Raw genomic sequence first — 15,862 nt, forward strand, 5'->3', positions numbered from 1 at the left:
ACCGAGATGGAAAAAAGCATTTTGATCGTCGACGATTCCTTCAGCCTGCGGCAGACCATCTCGGCCGCCTTGAGGAGTGCCGGCTACCACGTGGAAGAGGCCGCTGACGGGCGCGAAGCCCTGAAGAAACTGGACGGCCGCAAGTTCAACCTGGTCATCTCCGACCTCAACATGCCCAACCTCGACGGCCTGTCCTTCGTGCGCGAGATGAAGCAGATGCCCGCCTACAAGTTCACCCCCGTCATCATGCTGACCACCGAGAGCAGCGAAGCGCGCAAGCAGGAAGGCAAGGCTGCCGGCATCCGCGCCTGGGTGCACAAGCCCTTCCAGCCGCCGGTGCTGCTGGATGCGGTGGCCAAGCTGGTACAACCCTGAACGCCGAACCGCCGAACCGCCGAACCGCCGAACCGCCGAACGATAGCCACGGACCGACACCAAGCGACCGATAGAAGACCGATAGAAAGCCGAGACCCACCACATGCCACTGACGTACTCCGTGCAAGAGGACAGCCTGCTGCTCACCGTGAGCGGCGGACTGAGCATTTTCCAGGCGGCCGAGCGCAAGCCGGAGCTGCTGCACGCATTGACGATGGTGCAGCCACGCGTGGTGCTGGACCTGGCCGGAGTGGACGAGATCGACACCGCGGGCATCCAGTTGCTGTTGCTGCTGCGACGCGAACTGGCTGAGCGGGGCCGCCAGCTGGAGATCGGCGCCTACAGTCCGGCGGTGGTGGCGGCGCTGGACCTGCTGCAGCTGCATGAGCGCTTCAGTCCTGCCGATGCCCTGCTCCTGCCGGCAGGGGAGGACGCATGAAAAAGGATTCCGCCCGCGACGCCGTGGTACAGGAAGCCCGCGAACTGCTGGTGGCGATGGAGGCCGCATTGCTGCAGATCGAGATGGAAGGGCCGACCCGCGAGTGCATCAACGCCATCTTCCGTGCCGCCCATACCATCAAGGGATCGGCCGGGCTGTTCGCCTTCGACAGCATCGTCCAGTTCACGCACCAGGTGGAGCACTTGCTGGACCTGGTGCGCCAGGATCGCCTGCCTCTGAATGGCCACCTGATGTCCTTGTTGCTGCAGTGTGGCGATTACATCGGTGAACTGGTCGATGCCATCGAACGCGGCCAGGAAGCCGAGGAACCCAATGCCGAGCGGCGCATGGCGCTGCTGGCCGAGCTGGCCCTGGTGGCGCTGACTGCAAGCACGGCCGATGCAGCCGAGGCAGCCGGCGCCGGTCAGCCTGCCGCAGCAGGCGACGCGGTGGCGGGCCAGCGGGAGGGCCTGGGGGCGATCGACGACCTCACTGCCCAGGCCCCGGCCGACTATCCCTACTGGCATCTGTCGCTGCAGTTCAACGAGAACGTGCTGCGTGATGGCCTCGACCCCCTGTCCTTCCTGCATTATCTGCGCTCGCTCGGCCGTATCGTCGCCATCCTGCCGGTGGAAAGCGGCATCCCCGATGCCGCCAGCATGGATGCCGAAAGCTGCTACCTGGGCGTGGAAATCTGTTTTGCCTCCGGCTCTTCCCGCCAGACGCTGGAGGATGTCTTCGAGTTCGTGCGTGACGACAGTCGCATCGATATCCTGTCCCCACATAGCGTGCTGGCTGACTACGCCACCGTGCTGCAACGCCTGGCGCGTGAGGATGCGGCGCGTCTGGCCGGTCTCTGGCGCCACCACGGACTGTTCAATGAAACGCAATGGCGCTGCCTGGGCGCGGCCACGGTCGACGAGGCCGCCGCACCGGTGGTGCCGGTGGCCGCGCCCGATACGCGCCAGCGACCGCGCCTGCTGGACGAACGTCGTGCGCAAGAGCAGAAGTTCATCAAGATCGAAGTGTCCAAGCTTGATCAACTGATCGACCTGGTGGGCGAACTGGTGATTGCCGGCGCCAGTGCACGGCTGATTGCGCGGCGCCGCAAGGATAGCCAGTTCGAGGAAGCGACCCAGGCCATCGACGGCCTGATGGAACAGATCCGCGATGCCGCGCTGACCTTGCGCATGGTGCAGATCAATGAAGTGTTCCAGCGCTTCCCGCGCATCGTGCGCGACATTGCGCGCGACCTCGACAAGGACATCGACCTCATCATGACCGGCGCCGATACCGAGCTGGACAAATCCATGGTCGAGCGGCTGGCCGATCCGCTGATGCACATCGTGCGCAATGCCATCGACCACGGTATCGAACCGGCCAACGAGCGCCTCGCCGCCGGCAAACCACCCAGGGCCACCCTGCGCCTGAATGCCACCCACGAATCGGGCAGCGTGCTGATCGAAGTCATGGATGATGGTCGCGGCATGGATCGCGACCGCATCCTGGAAAAGGCCGTGGCACAGGGCTTGACCACCGGCGAAGAAGACCTCAGTGATGCCGACATCTATCGCTTCGTCTTCGAGCCCGGTTTTTCCACGGCCCGGCAGCTGACCGAATTGTCGGGACGCGGGGTCGGCATGGATGTGGTCAAGCGCAATATCGAGGCCTTGCATGGTGAAGTCTCCATCGATACCGAGGGCGGGCGCGGCACCGTGGTGCGCATCCGCCTGCCGCTGACGCTGGCCATCATCTCCGGATTCCAGGTGGTGGTGGGCAATGCAGTCTTCGTGATCCCGCTGGACATGGTGGTGGAATGCATCGACATGCCGCCGCACCAGAGCGGCAGCCACATCGTGGCGGTGCGCGACGAACCCTTGCCCTTTGTCCCGCTGCGCGAGCTGTTCGACCTGCCGCAACGCCAGCAGGGCCGTGCGCGCAAGAGCCTGGTGATCGTGCAATACGGCCAGTTGCGCGCAGGTTTGCTGGTCGATGGTTTGCTCGGCGAATGCCAGGCGGTGATCAAGCCGCTGGGCAGGCTGTTCGGCAAGGTCAAGGGACTGTCGGGATCGACCATCCTCGGTGACGGCCGGGTGGCGCTGATCCTGGACATCCCGCACCTGGTCCATCACACCCAGCAGCAGGAACAAGGCAATACGGCGGTCTACGCCGAACGCGGCGTGACGTCCGCGCAATGACGAGTGCAGCACAAGGGGACGCGAGCATGCAAGAATCGATGACCAACAGAATGAGCATCAAGCAGATCTTCATCTGGCTGGCAGTGGTGCTGTCCATCCTGGTGGCGGTGGTGATCAGTCTCACCGATACCCTCAGGCAGGCCAACACGGCCCTGGAGCATGCCCACCAGTCGCGCTATTCGTCGGCTGCGCTGGCCAATGAGCTGCGCCGGACCACCGAGGACATGACCAAGTTCGCGCGTGCCTATGTGACCACGGGCGATCCCAACGACGAAGATCGTTACTACATGATCCTGGACATCCGTAACGGCAAGCGTCCTCGTCCTGCCAACTATGACCGCTTCAACTGGGACCTGGTGAGCGCCCGCAAGCTTCCGCTGGAAGCGGGTGCCCAGGCGGTGCCGCTGTCCGAGCTGATGCAGCGCTCCGGCTTCACCGAACAGGAATTGGCCAAGATGCAGGAAGCGCTGAAACTGGCCGACCAGCTGTCGCGCATCGAGATCACCGCCTTCCACGCCGTCAAGGGCGAGTTCGACGATGGCGAAGGCAAGTACAGTGTGGTGGGTGCGCCCAACCAGGCCATGGCACAGGAGCTGGTGTTCGACCAGACCTATCGCACCCTGTTCGGCAAGGTGATGAGCCCGGTCAATGATTTCCTGCGCCTGGTCGATGAGCGCACCCAGGCCCGGGTGGTCAAGGCCGGTACCGACTACGCGGAACTGGAACAGAAGATCTTCTGGCTGCTCACTGCCTCGGTGGTGGTGCTGTTCGCCTGCCTGGGGTTTGCCTATCGCACCATCCGTTCCCAGATCGGGGGCGAACCGCGCGACGCCATGAGCGTGCTGCGCCGGGTGGCCGAGGGCGACCTCACCGTGACCGTGCCGCTGCGCAAGCGCGACAAGGTGAGCGTGCTCTACAGCACGCAACAGATGGTCACCAAGTGGACCGACGTCATCGGCGATGTCAGTGGTACGGCCGGCGCATTGGCCTCGGCATCGGAGCAGATTTCATCGTCTTCCCAGGCGCTGTCGCACAATGCTTCGCAACAGGCCGCCAACGTCGAGGAAACCAGTGCCTCGGTGGAAGAGATCACCGCCACCATCGCCCAGAACGCCGACAACGCCCGTACCACCGATGGCATCGCCAGCCTCTCGGCCAATGCCGCCACCGAAGGCGGCGAAGCGGTGCGCGAAACGGTGGCCGCGATGAAGCAGATCGCCAGCAAGATCGGCATCATCGACGACATCGCCTACCAGACCAACCTGCTGGCCCTGAATGCGGCCATCGAAGCGGCACGCGCCGGCGAGCATGGCAAGGGCTTTGCCGTGGTCGCCGCCGAAGTGCGCAAGCTGGCCGAGCGCTCTCAGACCGCCGCCCAGGAAATCATTGCCGTGGCCGAGAACAGCGTCGGCCTGGCCGAAAAGGCTGGCGGCCTGCTCAACCAGATGGTGCCATCGATCCGCAAGACCGCCGACCTGGTGCAGGAGATCGCTGCGGCCTCGGCCGAGCAATCCACCGGTCTGGAACAGATCAACAACGCCGTGCACCAGATGGCGCAAACGACGCAGATGACGGCCTCGGCCTCGGAAGAACTGTCGGCCACCTCGGAAGAGATGAGTGCCCAGGCCATCCATCTGCAGGACCTGATGCGCTTCTTCCGCGTGGGCGAGATGCAGAAGATGCCTCCGCGTGGCGACAAGCCCGGCGAGCCCCGCACCCCTGGTGTGAAGCACGAGCGGGTGCGCCGGCTGTTCATGCTGGATGTGGACGAGAACGAGCCCGGCGTGGACGAGTCCGCGTTCAAGCGTTTCTGAGGTCGCAAGCCATGAGCAAGATTGCATCCATCCTCACCTCAGCGCCCGTGCAGCGCGCAGTGAACCGGTCCGGCCCCCGCCGGCACAGCCAGGAGAGCAGGCCATGCCCAGCGTATCGTTGAACGGCGAATCGGCCCGCAAGCGGCAACAGGAAGAAGTCATCGAGACCCGCCAGTTCCTGACCTTCCTGGTCGGAGCGGAATGCTTTGCCATGCCCATCGTCAACATCCGCGAGATCATCGAATTCGGCGGCCTGACCGAAGTGCCGCTGATGCCGGAATTCCTGCGCGGGGTGATCAACCTGCGCGGCTCGGTGGTGCCGGTGATCGACCTGTCGGTGCGTTTCGGTCGCCCGCCCACCGTCGAGGCCAAGCGCACCTGCATCATCATCATGGAACTGGTGCAGGACGAGCAGATGCTGCTGCTGGGCGTGATGGTCGACGCGGTCAGCGCGGTGCTGAGCATCGGCGTGGACCACATCGAACCACGGCCCTCCTTTGGCGCCGGCATCCGGGCCGATTTCATCGAGGGCATGATCAACGTCAGCGAGCGTTTCGTGGTGGTGCTCGACGTGCAGCGCGTGTTGTCGGTCGATGAGCTGGCCAGCCTGCTGGGCATGAGCGCCGACGACGCGCTGGGCGGCGTGCCGGTGCTGTCGGTCCAGGCTACGCGGGAGTAGCGGCCATGGCCAGCATCGGCGGTTCCGGCGGCATCACCCACCTGAGCGGCAGCGCAGGCCTGGGTCTGCAACTGGATGATGAGGTCAGCGATCATGACATGCAGCTGTTCCAGCAGTTGTTCAAGAAGCATATCGGCCTGCACCTGCCGCTATCGAAGAAGGCCCTGCTGCAAAGCCGCCTGAGCAACCGCGTGCACGAGCTGGGCCTGCGCGAGCTGGGCCAGTACTATGCCCTCATCAGCAGTGAGCAGGGTGGCCAGGAGCGGCAGCGCGCCATCGACCTCATCACCACCAACGAGACCTACTTCTTCCGCGAGCAGGGGCATTTCGATTTCCTGGCCGACGAACTGTTGCCGCTGTGGAGCGAGCGCAAGAGCCTGCGCGTCTGGAGCGCCGCCAGTTCCACCGGGGAAGAGGCCTATACCCTGGCCATGCTGCTGGACCATCACCGGCCCACGGCGTCGTGGTCGGTATTCGGCTCCGACATCAGCACGCGGGTGCTGCGTTTCGCGCGCCGCGCCCTGTATCCGATGGCGCGCGGCCAGAACATTCCGCGCCCTTACCTGCGCCGCTATTGCCTGCTTGGTACCGGTGAATACGAGGGCCAGTTCCTGGTGCAGGCCGACCTGCGCGCCAAGGTCGAGTTTGCCCAGCGCAACCTGACCGCACTGCATGCCCATGACGATGGCATGTATGACCTGATCTTCCTGCGCAACGTGATCATCTATTTCGATTGCGAGACCAAGCTCAAGGTATTGCGCGACGTGATTGCGCGCTTGCGCCCGGGCGGTTATCTGGTGGTCGGGCATTCGGAATCCCTGCACGGTATGGAGCTGGACCTGCTGATGCATTCACCCTCCATCTACCGCAGGCCGCAATGAATGCGCCGCCGGCAATCCGGGTCATGGTCATCGATGACTCTTCGGTGGTACGGCAGTTGATGCAACAACTGCTGGCGCAGACTGCCGACATCCGTGTGATCGGCACGGCGCCCGATCCGGTGTTTGCCTTGCGCAAGATGCATCAGGAGTGGCCGGACGTGATCCTGCTGGATATCGAAATGCCGCGCATGGATGGCATCACCTTCCTGCGCCAGATCATGGCCACCCGACCCACGCCGGTCATCATGTGCAGCGCGCGGGCCGGCGACAGCAGCCAGGTCGCGGCCGAAGCACTGGCGGCCGGCGCGGTGAGCGTCATTGCCAGGCCGCAACTGGGTGTGCGCGAGTTCCTGCAGGAGGCCGTGGTCGAACTGGCCAGCGCCATCCGCACCGCGATGCAGGCCGGACCCGGCAGCCGCAACGGTGTAGCCACCCCGGTACCGGCGCCGACACGGTCCGTGCCGCAGCTGTCCAGGCTGCGCCCGGTCAAAGCAGCATCGCGCGAAATACTGCATGATGCGGGTTGGACCTCGGGCTTGCAGCGCTACACCGCCGATGCCGTACTGAACCCGCCAGGGCCGGAAGACGGCTACCGCCCACCGACGGCGCGCATCGTCGCCATCGGTGCTTCCACCGGCGGACCGCAGGCGCTGGAGCGGGTGCTGGGCCGGCTGGACCGGCGTTGTCCCGGCATCGTGGTGGTGCAGCACATGCCGCAGCGTTTCACGCGCAGCTTCGCCGAGCGGCTGCATCGTCTTTCGGGAGCCGAGGTCAAGGAAGCCGAGCATCTCGATGTGATCCTGCCCGGGCGCGTGCTGATCGCGCCGGGCGGCAAGCACCTGGTCGTGCGGCGCGATGGCCTGCAGTACTATGTGGAAACCCTGGAAGGGCCGCTGGTGAGCCGGCACAAGCCATCGGTGGACGTGCTGTTCCGCTCGTTGGCAAAGGCCGCCGGCAGCAATGCAGTAGGCATCATCATGACAGGCATGGGGGACGACGGAGCGCGGGGAATGCGGGAGATGGCCGATTGCGGCGCCGCGACCTACGCCCAGGACGAGGCCAGCAGTGTGGTCTTCGGCATGCCGAAAGAAGCGATACACATGGGAGGCGTCGGTGATGTCCTCCCGCTCGACAATATCTCTGCCGTGATCGAAAAATATGCCTCTAGAGAATCTCAATGAGCTGATCGAATCCGCGCTGGTCGTCGACGACAGTGCCTTGCAGCGCGGCCATAGCGTGTCGCTGCTGCAGGAGCTGGGCATCGATCTGATCTACGAGGCCGGTAACGGCAACGAAGCGCTGGATCTGCTGGCGCTGCTCAAGCTGCCTCCCGGGCTGGTGGTGATCGATCTGGAAATGCCGGGCATGGATGGCATCGAACTGATCCAGCAATTGCAGCAGAAGGGCATCGACATTCCGCTGATCGTGGCCTCCAGTCGCGAGACTTCCTTGCTGCTGTCGGTGGAAACCATGATCCATGCGCTGGGCATGAACCTGATCGGCGTGCTGCAGAAACCACTCAATCTCGGCCAGTTGCGCGCCGCGTTGCAAGGCTTCCGGCGTCATGGCGGCGATGCGCATGCGCATGACGATCCCTTGCCCTCGATGTGCGAAACCGACCTGGGCGTGGCACTCGAGGGTGGACAGGTGCTGCCTTACTTCCAGCCCAAGGTGGATGTGCAGACGGGCATCCTCAAGGGCGTCGAGGCACTGGCGCGCTGGATTCATCCGGAACGCGGCATGGTTCCGCCGGACCGTTTCATTCCCCTGGCCGAGCAGTGCGGCCTGATCCACGACCTGACCATCCGCATGATGGACCAGGCCATGGCGCAGGCGGCGGTGTGGCATAGCCGGGGGTTGGCGATCAAGGTGGCGGTGAACCTGTCGCCGCTGTCGCTGGAGCAACCCGACTTCCTGCATCGCATCCTGGAACTGGTGGACAAGCATGCCTTGCCGGCCGAGAACGTGGTGCTGGAAATCACCGAAAGCTCGGTGGTCGCGCACAAGGGAAATTCCCTGGGCATGCTGGCGCGTCTGCGGCTCAAGGGCTTCGGCCTGTCGATTGACGATTACGGCACCGGCTTCTCATCGATGCAGCAACTGGCCCGCATCCCTTTCACGGAACTGAAGATCGACCGTTCCTTCGTGCATGGTGCGCATGAGCGCAAGAACTTGCGCGTGATCCTGCAATCCGCGCTGGACATGGCGCAGCGCCTCGAACTGGTGACCGTCGCCGAAGGTGTGGAGACCATGGAAGACTGGCGCCTGCTGCAGGATTTCGGTTGCAGCCTGGGACAGGGCTACCTGATCGGCAAGCCCATGCCGGCCAATGAGTTGTCGCTGTGGCTGAAGGGACATCATCGCCGCCTGCACGAGTTGCGACCGCTGGGGCGCGGGGCGGCTACGGGCGGGGTCGCGTAGGCGACGGACAAGGCCGCAGCGGCGGGTTCACAGCCTGCTGACCGGCTGATCCGTGATGGCATCCAGAAACGGGCGGGCCGGTCCCAGTCCGGGAATCTCCACTGTTTCATCGATCTCCAGCATCGGTGCCAGGACGAAGGCGCGCTCTGCCATGCGCGGATGGGGGACGGTCAGTTCCGCGCTGGCGATGCTGGCATTTCCATACATCAGTACATCCAGATCGAGCGTACGCGGCGCGTTGCGATAGGGCCGCTCGCGCCCGTGCTGCAGTTCGATCGCCTGCAAGGCGTGCAGCAGCTCCAGTGCGGGCAGGGTGGTGCTGACCAGCACCACCGCATTGACATAGTCGTCGCCGCTGGAGTCGATGGGGGCGGTGCGATACAGCGAGGAGCTGTGCATCAGGCTTGACTGCGGCAATTCCGCGAGCCGCACGATGGCCTGCTCGACCGTGGCCCGGGCGTCGCCCAGATTGCCGCCTATGCCGATCCAGGCCAGGGTCTCGGGCCGGTTCATGCCGGCTTACTGGTCGTCGCCGGTGGGCGCTGCATCGGGGCCTGCGCCGCTGGTACTGGTGCGGCTGCGGCGACGACGGCGCTTGGGCGCTTCGGCGCTGCTGCCTTCACTGCCGGCTTCGCTAATGGCTTCGGCGGGCGCCGCGGCAGGCTTCCAGGCTGGCGCGTCGGCCACTTCTGCCGGCGCGGCCTGCTGTTCGTCACCGCCATCATTGCCGCCGCTGTCGCCGACGGACTTGCTGCGGCTGCGGCCACCGCGCCGCTTGCGCTTCTTGGGGCCGGCGCCGGCACTGCCGCTGGCAGTATCGGCCGGCTTGCGGGCGATCAGTTCTTCGCGTTCCGCAGCGTTGCCGGCGATGAAGGCTTCCCACCATTCGCCCAGTTCGGCATCGAGTTCACCGGATTGGCAGCGCAGCAGCAGGAAGTCGAAACCGGCGCGCAGGCGCAGGTGTTCCAGCAGCTTGTAGGGAGCCTTGCCGACGCGGCGCTCGAAGCGTGGCTGCATGGCCCAGATGTCACGCATGTCCGAGGCGATCTTGCGCTGTAGCGCCAGTTTCTCGGTCTGGGCATCCAGCACATCGTCAGCGGCCAGGTGCAGTGCAGGAATCGGGTATTCGCCGGCAGCCTGGTAGGCGCGCCATTTCTCCAGTACCTGATGCCATAGCAGGGAGGCGAACAGGAAGCCCGGAGAGACGCCCTTGCCTTCCTTGACGCGGGCGTCGGTATTGGCCAGCGCCAGGCTGACGAATTTCTCTCCCAGGGGCTGTTCCAGCACCACATCCAGCAGCGGCAGCAGGCCATGGTGCAGGCCTTCCTTGCGCAGTTGCTGCAGGCAGGCCAGGGCATGGCCGCTCATCAGCAGCTTCAGCATTTCGTCGAACACGCGTGCGGCCGGCACGTTGTCGATCAGCGGTGCCATCACGCGGATGGGGGCGCTGCTGGCGGGGTCGATGCTGAACTTGAGCTTGGCCGCGAAGCGCACCACGCGCAGCATGCGCACCGGGTCTTCGCGATAGCGCGCTTCGGGCTCGCCGATGATGCGCAGCTTCTTATCGCGGATGTCGGCGATGCCGCCGTGATAATCCAGCACCGTCTGGCTGGCCGGATCGTAGTACATGGCGTTGATGGTGAAGTCGCGTCGGGTTGCGTCTTCATGTTGTTCGCCGAAGGTGTTGTCGCGCAGCACGCGACCATGTTCATCCTTGGGTGCAGCTTCGGCCGAGGCGCCACGGAAGGTGGTGACCTCGATCAGTTCCTGACCGAACATGACATGGACGATCTGAAAACGGCGGCCGATGATGAAGGCGCGCCGGAACAGTTGCTTGACCTGTTCCGGGGTGGCGTTGGTGGCGACGTCGAAGTCCTTGGGCTTGATGCCCAGCAGCAGGTCGCGCACTGCACCGCCGACGATGAAGGCCTTGTAGCCGGCGTCCTGCAGGGTCTGCGTCACGCGAACCGCATTGGGGGATACCAGCGCCGGGTCGATGCCATGCTGCTTGGGGCCGAGCACGTCGGGTTCGATCTTGCCGCCCGCAGCGCCGGCCTTGGCCCGCGATTTCTTGACCGGTTCGGCGCTCTCTGCGGCTGCAGCAGCCTTGCCGCGGCCCAGGATGGAGCGAATCAGTTTCTTGATCATTGCACGTGGCCGTCGGCGAAGAGGTTCAGTACCGGCCAGCCACGGGACTGGGCATGCGCCAGCAGCTTGTCGTTGGGGTTGGTGGCGATGGGGTCGGTGACGCGTTCCAGCAGGGGGATGTCGTTCTGCGAATCGCTATAGAAATAGCTGCGCTCGAACTTGTCCAGGGTGTGGCCCAGCTGGTCCAGCCAGGCTTCGGTATGGACGATCTTGCCCGGGCCGAAGGTCGGCGTGCCGCGCAGCTTGCCGGTGAGGTTGCCCAGGGCGTCCAGCTCCGGCAGGGCGGCGATGAGGTGCTCCACGCCGAAATGCGAGGCGATGGGCTTGGTCACGAAATGGTTGGTGGCGGTGACGATGGCCACCAGGTCGCCGGCGTCCAGGTGCTTCTTCACCAGGGCCACGGCTTGCGGCAGGATGGCCGGCTTGACCACTTCTTCCATGAACTGCTGGTGCATCTCGTCGAGTTGCTGGCGCGGGATGCGCGACAGGTTGCCCAGCGCGAACTCCAGGTAGGCCACCGGGTCCAGCGTGCCGTTCTGGTAATGGGCGAACCATTCGTCATTGGCTTTCCGGAAGCTGTCGGCATCCACGGCGCCGATGCGCGCCATGAATTCGCCCCACTCGTGGTCGGAGTCGAGCGGCAGCAGGGTATGGTCGAGATCGAAAAGGGCGAGGTTCATTGTTCTCCGGATTCCTGTTGTAACAGTTCGCGTAGCAAGGGGAGGGTGATGGCGCGCTTGGTGGCCAGCGAGTAGCGGTCCAGCGCGTCGAGCATGCGCGACAGCGAGGGCATGTCGCGCCGGTAGTGGGTGAGCATGTACATCATCACGGCCGGGGGGATTTCCAGGCCGCGGTCCAGCGTGATCTGCAGCAGGGCGGCGATCTTCTCGTCATCCGAGAGATCATGGACCTGATAGATCAGGCCCCAGCCCAGGCGGGTGCGCAGGTCTTCGCGCAACTCCAGACGGGTAGGGGGCAAGGTGCCGCTGCAGACCATGCAACCACCCTGTTCGCGGATCTGGTTGAACAGGTTGAAGGCAGCGATCTGCTGCTCCTCGAACAACTGGTCCACGTCGTCGAGCAGGTAATGGCTGGTGCGGGGGCTGTATTCGAAGGCCGACTCGGGCGAGTCGGCGTGGATCAGGCGGGCATGATTGCCTTCCTGGCCGGCCTTGGTGGCCAGGGCGTGCAGCAGGTGGCTCTTGCCGGCCCCGGCTTCGGCCCAGAGATAGATGAAGCGATCGGTGCTGGCACTGCCGGTATGGGTGGATTTGCCCACGCCGGCAGAGGCCAGCAGCTTCAAGCGCTCCAGCAGTTCTGCGTTGCGGCCGGTCACGAAGCTGTCGAAGCTTTGCGGCTGGTCCGCGCTCAAATCGAGCGGAATCTGTTTCATCGGCGTGTATCAGCTACGGGTGCCGCAGTTGTGCTGCGGCAAGTTAATGCAGGTCGGCGCGCGGCGCCGGACACTGCGCAGCTTCCCGGTCCTGCATGGAGGCTGTGATAAGACATGGACACTCTATCTAGCGGTTGTAAAAATTGCTGGCCAGGTACTCGCGCCGCACATGCATGGCGATCACCGAGACAATGGCCGAGGCCGGCAGCGCCAGCAGCACGCCGACGAAGCCGAACAGCTGGCCAAAGGCCAGCAGGGCGAAAATCACGACCAGCGGATGCAAGCCGATACGCTCGCCCACCAGCTTGGGCGTGAGGATGAAGCTTTCCAGCACCTGTCCCACGCCATAAATCAGGGCCACCCACAGCAGGCCGATGGCACCATCGAACTGCAGGATCGCCGCCAGGATCGCCAGCACCAGCCCCAGGCCGAAACCGACGTAGGGGATGAATACCAGCAAGCCGGTCAATACGCCCACCGGCAGCGCGCTGTCGAAGCCTGCCACCGTGAGCGCAACCGAATAATAGACTGCCAGCACCAGCATCACCAGCAATTGTCCGCGCAGATACTGTCCCAGCAGGCCATCGACCTCGGCAGCCATGGTATTGACGCGACCGGCCCAGCGGCGCGGAATCATGATCTGCACCCGCTTGAGGAAGGGATGCCAGTCCTGCAACAGGTAGAACAACACCATCGGCACGAACAGCAGGTTGGCCAGCCACGCCAGCAACGCCGTGCCGCCCACCCGGGCCGAGGCCAGCACCGAACTCCACAGTTCGTCGCCGCTGGTGCTGATCTGCTGCGTGAGCAGGGCCTTGATGCCGGCCATGTCCAGACGCACATCGATGCCCAGCTGGTGCAGCCGCGGCGAGAGGAAGGCGTTCAGCTTGTCCAGCAGCGGCGGCACCTGGGCCTGCAGCAACGGAATCTGGCGCAGCACCAGCGGCACCACGATCAGCACTAGCGCCAGGCCGGCCAGGATCAGCAGCAACACCATGATGGTCACGCCCACGAAGCGCGGCACCCGCACCGGGCCCAGCCGGCGGCTGGCGATCCAGTCCACGCCCGGGTTGAGTGCATAGCCGAGGATGCCGGCAGCGACGAAAGGGGACAGCATCGGCCCCAGCGCCACCAGCAGGGACAATAGCAAAATGCCGACAATCAGCCACGCCAGGTTTTGTTTTTGCTCTTCGGACAAAGAAAAAGGCATGGATTCGGAGTTCGGGAGTGTCGGTTTTGTTAAAATCACGCTTTGGCAGGGCATTCTCCACCCTGAATCCCCTATTTTACCGTCTTCACTGGCAATATTTCATCATGACTTCACCTTCCAATGTCTCCCTCTCCTACCGTGACGCTGGCGTCGATATCGATGCCGGTGACGCCCTGGTCGAAGCGATCAAGCCTTTCGCCAAGCGCACCACCCGCGAAGGCGTGCTGGGCGGCATTGGCGGTTTCGGTGCGCTCTTCGAGATCAGCAAGAAGTTCAAGGAACCGGTGCTGGTGTCCGGGACCGACGGCGTGGGTACCAAGCTCAAGCTGGCCTTCCACCTGAATCGTCACGATACGGTCGGTATCGACCTGGTGGCCATGAGCGTCAACGACATCCTGGTGCAGGGCGCCGAGCCGCTGTTCTTCCTGGATTACTTTGCCTGCGGCAAGCTGGACGTGCCTTCGGCCACCGATGTGATCAAGGGCATCGCCGCCGGCTGCGAACAGGCCGGTTGCGCCCTGATCGGTGGTGAAACTGCCGAAATGCCCAGCATGTACCCGGACGGTGAATACGACCTGGCCGGCTTTGCCGTCGGCGCGGTGGAAAAATCCAAGATCATCGACGGCACCAAGATCGCCCCGGGCGACGTGGTGCTGGGCCTGGCTTCCTCGGGCGCGCACTCCAACGGCTATTCGCTGGTGCGCAAGATCCTGGACGTGGCCAAGCCGGACCTGGAAGCCGATTTCCACGGCCGCAAGCTGGCCGACGTGCTGATGGCCCCGACCCGCATCTACGTCAAGCCCCTGCTGTCGCTGATGGAAAAGCTGGAAGTCAAGGGCATGGTCCACATCACCGGTGGCGGCCTGGTCGAGAACATCCCGCGCGTACTGCAGGACCACCTGACCGCCGAACTGGATGCCAAGTCCTGGACCATGCCGCCGCTGTTCACCTGGCTGCAGCAGCATGGTGGCGTGGCCGATGCAGAAATGCACCGCGTCTTCAACTGCGGCATCGGCATGACCGTGATCGTCTCCAAGGAAAACGCGGACGTCGCCGAAGCCCACCTGAAGGCCGCTGGCGAGACCGTCTACCGCATCGGTACCATCCGCGCCCGCGCGGAGGGTGAAGCGCAGACCATCGTGCGTTGAATGGTGTAAATCGTTTCGCAAAATGAAAAAGGCTGCTTTGATGCAGCCTTTTTCATTTTTGCGGGGCTTTCCCGATGTGTGGCGACTTGTCTTGTTAGGATGGCACCGGATTTCTCGCGGGAAATTTTGACTAGCCCGCCTGTCCCACATCCCCATCCTGCTCCGCCAGGATCTGTCGCGGTCCCGTCTGTACGCCGCGCGCCATGCCATTGGGCGGCGGCACGCGCACCGGTTCGCTGATGTCGGAGGCGGTCGAGAGCACATTGAGCGTGTCCTCCGGCAGGGCGTCCCAGACCGGGTCGTCGATGGCCTCGAAGACGCGTCGCAACTGCGAACCCCAGCTGCGGCGGATCATCTGGAAATACTGGTTCTGCTCGTCGATGGTGACGAAACGGGTCACGGCCAGGTCTTCGCTCTCATAGACCAGCAGATCCAGCGGCAGGCCCACCGAGATGTTGGACTTCAGCGTGGAATCCATGGAGATCAACGCACACTTGGCAGCTTCGTCCAGTGAGGTCTGCGGGGTCACCACGCGATCGATGATGGGCTTGCCGTACTTGGATTCACCGATCTGGAAATAGGTGTTCTCGTCGTGCGACTCGATGAAGTTGCCGGCCGAGTACATCTGGAACAGGCGGCAGCGCTCGCCGCGGATCTGGCCGCCGAAGATGATGCTGACGTTAAAGTCGATGCCGAACTTGTTGAGCTCGGCCGCTTCGCGGTCATGCACGGCGCGGATGGCGTCGCCCAGGATCTGGGCCGCCTCGTACATGGAGGTCGCAGTCCAGATGCTGCGGCCCTCGGCATTGGTGCGCTCGGTCAGCATCTGGCGGATGGATTGCGAAATCGACAGGTTGCCGGCGGTCATCAAGACCATGACGCGGTCGCCCGGATTCTCGTAAACACTCATCTTGCGGAAGGTGCCGATATGATCGACACCCGCATTGGTACGAGAATCGGACAGGAACACCAGGCCGCTGTTGAGGCGCATGGCTACGCAGTAGGTCATGATGGAATCTTGGTACTTGGAAACGTAAAGCCGGATTTTACCGTAAGGCCCGGCGCCAGAGCTTGCGCACCGGGGACATCTGTCGTGACGTACCTACAGTAACGGCCTGTTTCCGGAAAAGATGACAGCGGCTGTGCTCCTTTCTCA

The 15,862-nt window shown here is 63.9% G+C and carries 15 protein-coding genes; 9 read left to right on the forward strand and 6 right to left on the reverse strand.

Going from position 1 to position 15,862, the window contains the following annotated elements; translation table 11 throughout:
• Window positions 1-6 precede the first annotated feature (6 nt).
• The 8 genes from HBH1_RS03995 to HBH1_RS04030 all read left to right on the forward strand — a co-directional run bounded on the left by HBH1_RS03995 (window position 7) and on the right by HBH1_RS04030 (window position 8,807).
• Window positions 7-375, forward strand: a complete 369-nt coding sequence (locus HBH1_RS03995) for a response regulator (protein WP_006461787.1) — start codon at window positions 7-9, stop codon at window positions 373-375.
• Window positions 376-478: 103 nt separating this feature from the next.
• Complete coding sequence (locus HBH1_RS04000; protein ID WP_102661674.1) at window positions 479-814, forward strand: STAS domain-containing protein; 336 nt, start codon at window positions 479-481, stop codon at window positions 812-814.
• On the forward strand, window positions 811-3,012 hold the full coding sequence (locus HBH1_RS04005) for a chemotaxis protein CheA (protein WP_102661675.1): 2,202 nt from the start codon (window positions 811-813) through the stop codon (window positions 3,010-3,012). The genes HBH1_RS04000 and HBH1_RS04005 overlap by 4 nt, the downstream gene beginning before the upstream one ends.
• A gap of 26 nt (window positions 3,013-3,038) precedes the next feature.
• Window positions 3,039-4,826, forward strand: coding sequence for a methyl-accepting chemotaxis protein (locus HBH1_RS04010; RefSeq protein ID WP_102661676.1), 1,788 nt, complete (start codon window positions 3,039-3,041; stop codon window positions 4,824-4,826).
• Between the two features lie 103 nt (window positions 4,827-4,929).
• Window positions 4,930-5,505: a chemotaxis protein CheW gene (locus HBH1_RS04015; RefSeq protein WP_077237428.1), complete on the forward strand. Its 576-nt coding sequence runs from the start codon at window positions 4,930-4,932 to the stop codon at window positions 5,503-5,505.
• A 5-nt stretch (window positions 5,506-5,510) separates the two neighbouring features.
• Window positions 5,511-6,386, forward strand: a complete 876-nt coding sequence (locus HBH1_RS04020; protein ID WP_102661677.1) for a CheR family methyltransferase — start codon at window positions 5,511-5,513, stop codon at window positions 6,384-6,386.
• A complete protein-coding gene (locus tag HBH1_RS04025; RefSeq protein WP_102661678.1) occupies window positions 6,383-7,567 on the forward strand; it encodes a protein-glutamate methylesterase/protein-glutamine glutaminase in 1,185 nt (394 codons plus the stop codon). The genes HBH1_RS04020 and HBH1_RS04025 overlap by 4 nt, the downstream gene beginning before the upstream one ends.
• Window positions 7,545-8,807, forward strand: coding sequence for an EAL domain-containing response regulator (locus HBH1_RS04030; protein ID WP_102661679.1), 1,263 nt, complete (start codon window positions 7,545-7,547; stop codon window positions 8,805-8,807). Before HBH1_RS04025 ends, HBH1_RS04030 begins: the two co-directional genes overlap by 23 nt.
• A 27-nt stretch (window positions 8,808-8,834) precedes the next feature.
• Here the strand turns inward: HBH1_RS04030 and folK are convergent, their stop codons facing one another.
• From folK to HBH1_RS04055, 5 genes are all read right to left on the reverse strand, one after another.
• Window positions 8,835-9,320: a 2-amino-4-hydroxy-6-hydroxymethyldihydropteridine diphosphokinase gene (gene folK, locus HBH1_RS04035; RefSeq protein ID WP_102661680.1), complete on the reverse strand. Its 486-nt coding sequence runs from the start codon at window positions 9,318-9,320 to the stop codon at window positions 8,835-8,837.
• Between the two features lie 6 nt (window positions 9,321-9,326).
• A complete protein-coding gene (pcnB, locus tag HBH1_RS04040) occupies window positions 9,327-10,955 on the reverse strand; it encodes a polynucleotide adenylyltransferase PcnB (RefSeq protein WP_102661681.1) in 1,629 nt (542 codons plus the stop codon).
• Window positions 10,952-11,635, reverse strand: a complete 684-nt coding sequence (locus tag HBH1_RS04045; protein WP_006461777.1) for a histidinol-phosphatase — start codon at window positions 11,633-11,635, stop codon at window positions 10,952-10,954. The genes pcnB and HBH1_RS04045 overlap by 4 nt, the downstream gene beginning before the upstream one ends.
• Window positions 11,632-12,348 (reverse strand): DnaA regulatory inactivator Hda, encoded by a 717-nt coding sequence (hda, locus tag HBH1_RS04050; protein WP_006461776.1) that lies wholly within the window; start codon window positions 12,346-12,348, stop codon window positions 11,632-11,634. Before hda ends, HBH1_RS04045 begins: the two co-directional genes overlap by 4 nt.
• Before the next feature lie 127 nt (window positions 12,349-12,475).
• Window positions 12,476-13,558 carry an AI-2E family transporter gene (locus HBH1_RS04055; protein WP_077237421.1) on the reverse strand — a complete coding sequence of 361 codons (1,083 nt, stop codon included), beginning with the start codon at window positions 13,556-13,558 and terminating at the stop codon, window positions 12,476-12,478.
• A 104-nt stretch (window positions 13,559-13,662) separates the two neighbouring features.
• On the opposite strand from HBH1_RS04055, the gene purM reads away from it, so the two are divergent.
• Window positions 13,663-14,706, forward strand: a complete 1,044-nt coding sequence (gene purM / locus HBH1_RS04060) for a phosphoribosylformylglycinamidine cyclo-ligase (protein ID WP_102661682.1) — start codon at window positions 13,663-13,665, stop codon at window positions 14,704-14,706.
• Window positions 14,707-14,836: 130 nt separating this feature from the next.
• Here purM and HBH1_RS04065 read toward each other — a convergent pair whose 3' ends face one another.
• Window positions 14,837-15,715, reverse strand: a complete 879-nt coding sequence (locus HBH1_RS04065) for a proteasome-type protease (RefSeq protein WP_006461773.1) — start codon at window positions 15,713-15,715, stop codon at window positions 14,837-14,839.
• Window positions 15,716-15,862: the final 147 nt, after the last annotated feature.

The sequence above is a fragment of the Herbaspirillum sp. BH-1 genome, from assembly GCF_002870055.1.
Taxonomy (GTDB): domain Bacteria; phylum Pseudomonadota; class Gammaproteobacteria; order Burkholderiales; family Burkholderiaceae_D; genus Herbaspirillum; species Herbaspirillum frisingense.